A 10399-nucleotide genomic window follows, 5' to 3' on the forward strand; every position below is an offset into this window, starting at 1 on the left:
CTATGACAGACATTAACCGCGATGCAATTATTGCAAAGCGTATTGAAGACTCAACGACCTCGGTTACTAAAACGGTGTTTCCTGGGCGCACTAACCATCACAACACATTATTTGGTGGCGATGCGTTAGCATGGATGGACGAGGTTGCTTTTATTGCCGCCACTCGTTTTTGCCGAAAGCCGTTAGTGACTATTTCATCTGATAGAGTTGATTTTAAAGAGGCTATTCCAGCGGGTACTTTTGCTGAGCTAATTGCTAAAGTTGTGCATGTGGGCAATACATCACTTAAAGTGGATGTGGATATTTGTTTAGAAACCATGCATAAAGATGATAAGCACTCGGCTATTTCAGGCAGCTTTACCTTTGTGGCCGTAGATGATGACCACAGACCGACACCGGTTGTGTGCGATAAAATGATTTACGGGTTTGAATAAGTAAATATTAAGGCAAGCGGCCTTTAAATAAGCACCTTTATTAGGTGCTTATTTAATTATATAAAAAGAACACATCATACTAGTTGATTGTAAAAGCAATCTTAGCAACTATAAAAATATATAGATTAGATCAGCAAAGAGGGAGGTATAAAAAAGGCATGAAATACATGCCTTAAAAATAATGAATTATACAAACTATAAGTGCAGAGGTGTTAAAGCACCATAGCCGCAATCCAACCAAATATAAGTAATGGAATATTAAAATGTATAAAGGTGGGGATCACCGAATCTCGTATATGGTCATGTTGACCATCGGCATTTAAACCAGATGTTGGCCCAAGTGTAGAGTCAGAGGCTGGAGAGCCCGCATCACCTAATGCACNNNNCTAAAGCCGCAGTTGCCATAACCGAGAAACCTAAATCTAAACATAAAGGCACAAATAAGGTAGCTATAATTGGCACTGTAGAAAACGAACTACCAATACCCATTGTTATCAATAATCCCACCAATAAAATAGAGGCCGCAGCGAGGGGCTTATTGCCATCAAATAATGCAGCGCCACTGTGAACTAAACTTGCTACATCACCGGTTGCTTTCATTACTGAGGCAAATCCTTGAGCCGAAATCATAATAAAGCCAATCATCGCCATCATGGCGACGCCTTTACTAAATACGTCGCCGTTTTCTTCCCACTTAACAACACCAAATACACTAAATATCATTACGCCAACAAGGCCGCCTAATATCATAGAGCCACTTAGGTTTTGTGCAACCAAGGATGAAAGCACAGCAAACAAACCTACTATCATTACTTTTTTTGGTTTCTCAATGTCGGTAGCTTTGCTTTGTGTTGTTAACGGTTGCGCTTGGTAGTCACGGCGTTTTGCGTAACTTATAAATACCGCAATAATTAACCCAACCAACATACCGCAGGCAGGAATAATCATTGCCATAGGCACTTGTGTGTTAACTATGTCTAGGCCGTTATCAACTAAGTTTTTATGCAAAATAGAGTATAAGTAAATGCCACCAAATCCATAAGGCAATACCATGTAAGAGGTAGCTAAACCAAACGTTAATATACAGGCAATGGCGCGGCGGTCTAAACGTAGTTGATTAAACACAACGAGCAAAGGGGGGATTAAAATAGGTATAAAGGCTATGTGCACAGGGACTAAATTTTGAGATGAAATAGCGCAGCCTAATATAATTAATAAAATAAAATAGCTTAAAAAGGTTTCGCTGCCAGCACCTTGTGCATTCACTTTGTTTAATAGCTTTTCGGCGAGGATACGGGTTAATCCCGATTTTGAAATAGCCACTGCAAAGGCACCTAACATTGCGTAACTTAGTGCAATTTCAGCGCCGGCCGACAAGCCAGAATTAAATGCATCAACACTTTCTTTTATCCCTAAACCCGCTGTTAAACCAGCTACAAGTGCACTAATTATCATAGCTACAATGACATTTACACGGGCTAAGGAGAGCCCAAGCATTAAAATAACGCCTATAACAACCGCATTCATAGTTTTCTCTATTTTGAAGATTTAATTAATTTTATCAGATCTTTAGCCTGATTTTTACGTTCTTTAGTAAAAGGTTTTTTAGCGTAGCGCACTTGGTTAAATAAATAGCTAAATTCGCTTAAAGGTTCCGCAGCATTAGGGCTTTGCTCAGCAAAGTATATTAACTGCTGATTAGGTGAATAATGACTAGGCGCCGCTATGTCGTTTTTATCTGCCCAGTGCTTAATTACCTCAAATTCTGAAACTAACGGCGGGCGTTTACTTTTATTGCGTGGCCAATTTAAATAAATAAAGTAAGCAGCAAAGCTAAAAGCAAGCCCTAAAATAACCGCTAAAGGTACCAACCAAAGATGTTTACTACCAAAAAGTGATTTTAAAAAGTTGCTTTGCTTTTCTTCGTCAAAGCCAAGTACCCAGCTAGTCCATTGGTAATCAAAGGTTTCTAGTTTGAGCCTTAACCAATTAACGGCTGCAAAGTTACTTAAACTCACTAAACCAAAATCGAGATTATTTTTAAATTCATCATTGAGTTCTTCGTTTTGCGAAAGTGAACCATTTAACCGCTCGGGGGCGACCACCGCAGTGGCATCAAAAATCTGCCACTGATTATTAATATACACTTCAACCCAAGCGTGGGCATCGTATTGGCGAACCGATAAATAATTATTTGTTTGGTTTTTTTCGCCACCTAAATAACCGCTGGCCAAGCGCGCGGGAATACCGGCGCTTCTAAAAATATACGCTGCTGCACTGGCGTAATGGCCGCAAAAGCCGCGCTTTTTATCAAATAAAAATTGATCAATAGTGCTGTCACCGGTCATTGGCTCAGGGGTTAACGTGTAACTAAATTCTTGTTTAGAAAAGTAGCTAAGCAATGCATTATAAAAGTCGCTTTGCGAGGTGGTTGATTGTTTAAGTTTGGCAGCAAGCTTGGCTGCTTGTTGGTTTGTTTGGTTATTTAAGCGTGTGTAATAAGCGGTTTGCCAATCTGAAAGTTGCTCAGTACTCAGTGCTGCACTTGATACCTGATACTGCAAGCTTTTAGCTTGATATTGTTTTTTTCGAAGTAGCCCCAGCGCATTACTTTCAACATCTTTATTGTTACTGGTTGAGTAATCAAGCCCATATAACCATTTTTGATTAGCAGGCTCGGCAATAATTGTGTAGGTATTTTGTACTGCAATTTGTTTATTGGGATCTGCGCTTTGATTATTATATTTTAATAAATCAGATGTTTTCCACGCTTTACCATCAAAGGTATCGTGCACAAGTGCTCGCCAATAATAAGGTGAGGCGGGCGTGTCGTTATCAAAACGCGCTCTAAAAACAAGTTCATCAGAATTAGACAGCTTTGCAATATCAAACGGGTCTACCTGTTCAGAAAGCCCTGTTTTAGCAAGCTTGGGCCCAGGTAACTGCCAAAAAGCGGGCATTTTAGGTAAAAACAACAACAAAAATATAGCTAAGGGCAAAGCAATAAATAACAGCTTAGCACTTTGTTTAGAGGCTAATTTTAAACTATGAGAAGATTCAATTAAGCTCAATACAGCAAAATTGAGTAAAAATAGGGTGCTCATGGTTAAGGTGGTTATTATGCTTTGGTTAAACAAATACGCCGATGAAATAGAAAAAAACGTGAGTGTGACAATAATATGGTAATGTTTTTTTGTTTTAGCCTGCAGTAATTTAAAAATACTAGAGAGCAATAACATAGCAACAAACAATATGACTGTATCGCCTATACCTATGGTGTAAATCATTAATATTAAGGCTAATCCAGCCAAAATATTTGCAAGCCACGCGTTAGGTTTAGGGTTGTTAGTCAGTGTTAAGTACACGTTCCAAAGGCATAAAAGCGATAAAACCCCAATAAACAGTATGGGCATATGCGATAAATAAAACGCAAATAAGCAGGCGTATATAAAGCTCATTGCTAAATTAATTGCCCGGTAATTTAATAGCTCAGCCATTAGTTGCTCCGCCGTATTCGCTCAGAAGTGCTAAACACTGTGATTTATCGTGCGTGTCGTTAGTTGCTTTGTAACTTGCTGAGGGCAAAATTAGTGTAAACGGCGTGTTGTTTTCGCATGCATTACACACTAAAAAGCAAAGCTGACTCAAGCGTTGCTCGGTGTTACCCGTTAGCAGGTTAAAATCAAAAACAATATCGGACTTTTTATAATCTATAAATTCTTTTACGAGTAACTGCTGCGATTTAGCGTAATGTTTCCATGAAATTCGCTGCAATCCCATTTCTGGTAAATGCGTAATCAGCTCATCAAACTCTTCGCTGCCGGGCTCTTTAATACTGCCTGTTTGCGTAGTGTGTTCAAACGTACTGTTGTAAGTGTCGTTTAATACATGCTCCGGCGCAGGGTAAACGTAAACAGAGTCATTGGGTTGTATATAACTCCACACGCTTACCAGCCCAAACGGGTAATTACTGTGTATTTTAAATCGTTCAAGGGTATATTTACCGCGAGTATTGTAAGGTAGGTTAATAATTAAAGAGTTGTCTTTGGGTGTAACTTGCGTTAATTGCTTTGCGTATTCTGGGTCACTCGAGTAGCTAAGCGATACTGATTGCGTAAGTGTAGGGGCTTTTAAAATAAACTTAACCGAGCCTTTATTTGGTGAGAAGCTGGCAAAACTTTTTATATATTCAACTTTTAGCCCTTTGGCGTTTGTATAACCAAGCAGCACAGCAATAATCATCACCACAAACATTAAATAAGCCATCACCAAAATTAAGTTATTTTGATAATTAATGCCCATAACAAAATTTAAAATAGCCACAATAATAAAGTAAAAGCCGAGCTGCGAGGGCACTACATAAATATTGTTATGAGCTAGCGTAATGGATTGCTTTGAATGCTTGTTTTTAAGTAGTTTATTAAGTATGCGCTTTTTTAATGCGCCTAATATACTGACCTTTTGGGCTTTTTTTTTAAATAACACGTTAAACTGGCACAGCAACGGTTTTTAAGATTTCATTTACTTGTGCTTCTCCCGACTCGTTATGCAGTCCTAAGCGGTGTTGGCACACACTTGCAAATACTGCTTGTACATCGTCAGGGGTTACAAACTCTCGCCCTTCAATAAATGCCCACGACTTAGCCGCTTTGGCAAGCGCCATACTTGCCCGAGGAGAGAGCGAGCCTGCAAATGCAGCGCTTTGACGAGTATGCGTTACTAATTCAATAATGTAATCGATTACAGGGCTACTTATCACAATTTGGTTAATTAAGGTTTGAATTTGTTGTAGCTGCTTAGCGTCTATTCTTTGTGGTAATTGGCTGTAGTCTCGCGGTTTAATGTTTAAAATAAGTTGTTTTTCAGCCTCTTTAGGAGGAAAACCCAAACTTATGCGCATTAAAAATCGATCTAACTGCGATTCTGGAAGTGGGTAAGTACCCGACTGATAAAGCGGGTTTTGCGTGGCAATTACAAAAAAAGGATTTGGTAATGTGTACTTAGTACCATCTACTGTAACTTGCTGCTCTTCCATCGCCTCAAGCAATGCACTTTGCGTTTTAGGGCCCGCGCGGTTTATTTCATCTGCTAATACAACTTGGCTAAAAATCGGCCCTTTATGAAATGTAAACGTGTGCTCATTAGCGTTAAATACATTAGTTCCTAAAATATCGGCAGGTAAAAGATCGCTTGTAAATTGTATACGCTGATACGACAGCCCAAGCACAGCAGCAAGTGCATGTGAGAGCGTAGTTTTGCCCATACCGGGTAAATCTTCTATCAGTAAATGTCCTTCACTGAATAAGCAGGTGAGTGCTAGTTTTATTTGTTGTTTTTTTCCAAAAATAACACTCGATAAATCGTCGATAATTGCCGTAACAGTGCTTTGCATACTGACCTTATATTATTCGCTTAGTTCGAGGCGCTTCATAACAGAATTAACTTTTTTAGCGTTAAAAGGTTTTTCTATAAAGCCTTTAGCGCCTAATTCCCATGTGTTTTGCACGTTTTCAAGGGTGTTATGACCCGAGCACATAACAACGTGAGCGTGAGGGTAGCTATCATTAATATGTTCTAGAATATCAGAGCTTTCAGAATCAGGTAAGTCCACATCCAAAAATATGACATTGGGTGATTTTTTATCAAGAAGGGGTTTTGCAGAAAGGTAATCGTTGCTTTCTAAAATATCTTCAAAGCCTAGCTCCGTTAATATTTGGTTTAGGTAGTCACGTATTTCCTTAACGTCATCAATAATAAGTATAGGCTCAAGCGGGCGCACAAATTCCATATGTTAATTACTTCTATTTTTTATACATCTAAAGTAATTTAATTTTATGCTAAGCACTGTATAAGCTCAAGAAAGTAAATCAAAAAACAACCAATTAGCGCTTTTACGCGCCTAAACCTGCCGTATTAATTAAACGCCCACACCATTTAATTGGTTAATAAATGTTAAATAACGCTCTTCAATAGCCCTTTACAGAACATTTTAAATAAGACTTTAGTCATAGCTGGGAATTTTATTTTGGAATTCAAAACTATTAAACCCTTGTTTATAAATGTAAATTTTTATAAACACGATTTCATGTAAATGTTTTGTAATAAAAGATGTTGACGTTACATTATTCATTTGTGATTATGCTCATTAGCTGAGCTAATGCTCATTACGAAGTTTAAAAACACATTTAAATAAAATGCCCATTTGCTTTAGCTGCACACTGAAAATACACAACACACTAAATAGAGAGTTCATTATGTTAAATAATAAGAAAGCTAAATTTGCGCTAACTTTAGTAGCAGCAGCGTTGGCGGCGCCTGCACAAGCAGAAATGTCAGATTACTTTGACCGCCTTGACGTTAACTTTCTAGCAATGCAAAACTTTCAGTCTATTCAAGCTAAAGACGGTGCATTTCGTCCTGGAGATGAAGAGCAATCATCAGGTTTTGGCCGTATCAGAGCTAACTTAATGCTTAAGTTTCATATAAATGAATACATTACTGCCGACATTGATATAGCCGAAGAGCCAAACGATTTTGGCGGCGGCGACCGTGATTTTTCGTTCCATAACGACTTTGCAGGTATTGAATTTGATTTACTTGGCTTATACGGGACACCAAACGAAAACGAAAATTTAACGCTTCGTTTAGGTAATATTGGCGCGTCTCCATTTCAGTTTAAAGGTTTTCAAGACGGCGCAGATAACCAAGGTAATGCCTTAATTGGTAACGGCATTAACGACTACGCAACCGCAGAAAACGGTGCACAATTAAGCTACACAGAAACTTTTGACAGTGGTGTACTTCGCTCTTATAACGTGGCAGGTCACATTACTACATCAAGCTTTGGCGAAGCATTTCAAGAAGATAGAGGCTTTAATTACCGCTTACAAGGTACATTAGAGTTTGAAGGTGGCTTTAAAGTTGGCTTAAATTACTTACAAGCTAACCAAGGCGACCAACTTCGTTTTGAAAATGGCGTAGCGAGCTTAGATGGACTCACAACAACAAATTACCGTTTTGGTGATGGCGAAAACTATAACTTTTCGGCTTCTCCTTCAAGCGAACGTGATACTCACGTAGGTGTTATGCCAGGGCTTGATCAGTCTATCATTCAATTAAATTTAGCGTATCAGCCATCAGATCAAACCAGCATCATTTTAATGTTGGGTAAATCGTCTGACGATTACACCTTTGCAGACTCTGCAGGTAACGCAGTGGCAGGTATTACCTACTTTGGTACAGATGGCGTGGCAGACGAAAACGGTACCACGTTTGATTCTAACAGTGTAATTAAAGGCGAAAGCTCAGTAGAATATTACGCAGTTGAAGCACAGCAATATATCATTCCTGAAAAACTTTACGTAGCCGCACGCTATGCAGAGTCAGAAAACACTTCCGATTTAATCAGCCAAAACGATAACACCGTTGAGCGCCTACAAGTAGCCGCAGGTTACTGGTTTACAGATTCTACACTTTTAAAAGTTGAGTATGTAAACCAAGAAGAAGGCGCAAACTCAGGCGGCCAAATTGGTCGTGGTTTTGACGGTTTCACCTCAGAAATCTCAGTTAAATTTTAAATAGCTTACTAACTTACTGTTTGGTTTAAAGGTAATTTCAGCGCTGTAAATACGTTGAAATTACTCACCGCTTTATTTACTAAGGCGCTTTACAGTTATTTTTTAAGCGTCATTTAACATATTTATGAGGGTTAACCCGATGAAAACTAAATTATTAATGCTCGCGTGTTCAGTTATGGCTATTAACGTAGCCGCTAAAGAAACCATAACCATTGCCACTGTTAATAATGGTGACATGATCACCATGAAAGAGCTAAGCAATCATTTTGAAGAACAAAACCCAGATATTTCATTAAAATGGGTAACACTAGAAGAAAATATTTTACGTCAACGTGTAACAACCGATGTTGCCACAAAAGGCGGCCAATACGATGTAATGACAATTGGCACATATGAAGTGCCAATTTGGGGTAAACAAAACTGGCTAACTGAGCTTGATAACCTAGGTGAAAATTACGACGTTGATGACTTACTACCGGCTATTCGCAGTGGTTTAACCATAGATAACAAATTATACGCGGCCCCATTTTATGGCGAAAGCTCTATGGTTATGTACCGTACAGACCTAATGGAAAAAGCCGGCCTAGAAATGCCAAACGCGCCTACGTGGAGCTTTATTCAAAAAGCTGCAAAAGCGATGACCAATAAAGATGAAGGTGTTTATGGCCTTTGCTTACGTGGTAAAGCAGGTTGGGGCGAAAATGTTGCTTTAATTACTTCAATGGCAAATTCGTTTGGCGCTCGCTGGTTTGATGAAAATTGGAAACCACAATTTAACACCCCTGAGTGGAAAGCCACACTCCAGTACTATGTAGATGTTATGAAAGAGTCTGGTCCTGCGGGTTCGTCAGCGAATGGGTTTAACGAAAACCTAGCGTTATTTCAAACGGGTAAATGTGGTATTTGGATTGATGCAACGGTTGCTGGCGCATTTGTAACCAATAAAAAAGATTCTGAAGTCGCTGATAAAGTAGGCTTTGCACTTGCACCAGATAATGGCTTAGGTAAACGCGGTAACTGGCTATGGTCATGGACACTTGCAATTCCTTCTAGCAGTAAAAAATCTGATGCTGCAATGAAATTTATTAGCTGGGCTACATCAAAAGAGTACAGCCAATTAGTTGCCGATAACAAAGGCTGGGCAAAAGTACCGCCGGGTACTCGCGCATCACTTTATGAAAACGAGCAATACATGAATGCAGCACCGTTTGCACAAATAACGCTTGATTCTATTAATTCGGCCGACCCGAAAAACCCTACTGTTAAACCCGTGCCTTATGTTGGCATTCAGTTTGTTGCTATCCCTGAATTTCAAGGAATTGGCACTGCTGTTGGGCAGCAGTTTTCCGCTGCACTTACTGGGCAAATGACTGTTGAGCAAGCGCTTAACACATCACAACGCCTAGTTGAGCGCACAATGCGTAAAGCACGCTACCCAAAATAAATAAGTAGGCGGGTAAGTTTAACGCTTACCTCGTATTTTTCGTCAGCATTAGCATGTTATCTAGTAGCCGTTTGTCGTTGTTGCTAAGGTTAATGCTGACTTTTTGAAGGTCACTGATATGGCAACTACACAGTCTCGTACGCTTGCACGCATAATGCTATTTCCTAGTGTAATTTTATTACTAGGATGGATGATAGTGCCGCTGTGCATGACACTCTATTTCTCGTTTGTAGATTACAACTTACTTATTCCTGGTGAACGCGAATTTGTAGGCTTTTTAAACTACGAGTTTTTTTTAACAGATCCCGCGTTTGTTGAATCCTTTTTTAATACCCTTTATTTAGTAACGGGTGTATTAGCTATCACAATTTGTGGTGGTATCGGTTTAGCTGTTCTCCTCGACCAAGCAATATGGGGGCGAAACTATGTTCGTATTATGGTTCTCGCCCCATTTTTTGTTATGCCAACCGTATCGGCTTTGGTGTGGAAAAACATGTTTATGAACCCTGTAAACGGATTATTTGCACACTTTGCAATTTGGCTCGGGTTTGAACCTATCGACTTTTTTGCGCAAATGCCTTTGTTTTCAATCATTATTATTGTTTCTTGGCAGTGGTTACCGTTTGCAGCGTTGATATTACTCACGGCAATTCAATCCCTTGACCGCGAACAACTCGAAGCTGCCGATTTAGATGGTGCAGGGCCTTTTAGTAAGTTTTTTTACATCGTGCTGCCGCATTTATCACGCGCTGTTACCGCTGTTATTTTAATTGAAACTATATTTTTACTTTCTATTTTTGCAGAAATTTTAGTGACAACCAGTGGCGGGCCTGGGTATGCATCAACCAATATTACTTACTTAATTTACACCCAATCGTTATTACAATTTGATGTAGGCGGGGGCTCAGCAGGGGGCATAGTTGCAGTAATTATTGCCAATATTG

At 39.3% G+C, this 10399-nt stretch carries 8 protein-coding genes and 1 pseudogene; 4 read left to right on the top strand and 5 right to left on the bottom strand.

Translation table 11 applies throughout. The features are described from left to right. The first annotated feature begins 2 nt into the window (after positions 1–2). A complete protein-coding gene (locus L650_RS0104110; RefSeq protein WP_029772286.1) occupies positions 3–434 on the top strand; it encodes an acyl-CoA thioesterase in 432 nt (143 codons plus the stop codon). A 212-nt stretch (positions 435–646) separates the two neighbouring features. Here L650_RS0104110 and L650_RS0104115 read toward each other — a convergent pair. The 5 genes and pseudogenes from L650_RS0104115 to L650_RS0104135 form a co-directional block, all read right to left on the bottom strand. Beyond that, a pseudogene (locus L650_RS0104115) lies at positions 647–1961 on the bottom strand (Na+/H+ antiporter family protein). Between the two features lie 8 nt (positions 1962–1969). Continuing rightward, positions 1970–3931 carry a transglutaminaseTgpA domain-containing protein gene (locus tag L650_RS0104120; RefSeq protein ID WP_029772287.1) on the bottom strand — a complete coding sequence of 654 codons (1962 nt, stop codon included), beginning with the start codon at positions 3929–3931 and terminating at the stop codon, positions 1970–1972. Next, positions 3924–4937 (bottom strand): DUF58 domain-containing protein, encoded by a 1014-nt coding sequence (locus L650_RS0104125; RefSeq protein ID WP_029772288.1) that lies wholly within the window; start codon positions 4935–4937, stop codon positions 3924–3926. The genes L650_RS0104120 and L650_RS0104125 overlap by 8 nt, the downstream gene beginning before the upstream one ends. Beyond that, positions 4921–5826 carry an AAA family ATPase gene (locus L650_RS0104130; protein ID WP_029772289.1) on the bottom strand — a complete coding sequence of 302 codons (906 nt, stop codon included), beginning with the start codon at positions 5824–5826 and terminating at the stop codon, positions 4921–4923. Before L650_RS0104130 ends, L650_RS0104125 begins: the two co-directional genes overlap by 17 nt. 12 nt (positions 5827–5838) lie before the next feature. Further along, positions 5839–6222, bottom strand: a complete 384-nt coding sequence (locus tag L650_RS0104135) for a response regulator (RefSeq protein ID WP_029772290.1) — start codon at positions 6220–6222, stop codon at positions 5839–5841. A gap of 466 nt (positions 6223–6688) precedes the next feature. Here L650_RS0104135 and L650_RS0104145 point away from each other — a divergent pair, with 466 nt between their 5' ends. The 3 genes from L650_RS0104145 to L650_RS0104155 form a co-directional block, all read left to right on the top strand. Continuing rightward, positions 6689–8011, top strand: a complete 1323-nt coding sequence (locus tag L650_RS0104145; RefSeq protein ID WP_029772291.1) for a hypothetical protein — start codon at positions 6689–6691, stop codon at positions 8009–8011. Positions 8012–8150: 139 nt separating this feature from the next. Continuing rightward, a complete protein-coding gene (locus L650_RS0104150) occupies positions 8151–9455 on the top strand; it encodes an ABC transporter substrate-binding protein (protein ID WP_029772292.1) in 1305 nt (434 codons plus the stop codon). 118 nt (positions 9456–9573) lie between these two features. Then, positions 9574–10399 (top strand): carbohydrate ABC transporter permease (locus L650_RS0104155; RefSeq protein WP_029772293.1); only part of this gene is annotated, 826 nt, incomplete at its 3' end.

Origin of the sequence: Pseudoalteromonas sp. TB51 (assembly GCF_000498055.1) — a bacterium.
Classification (GTDB): Bacteria; Pseudomonadota; Gammaproteobacteria; order Enterobacterales; family Alteromonadaceae; genus Pseudoalteromonas; species Pseudoalteromonas atlantica.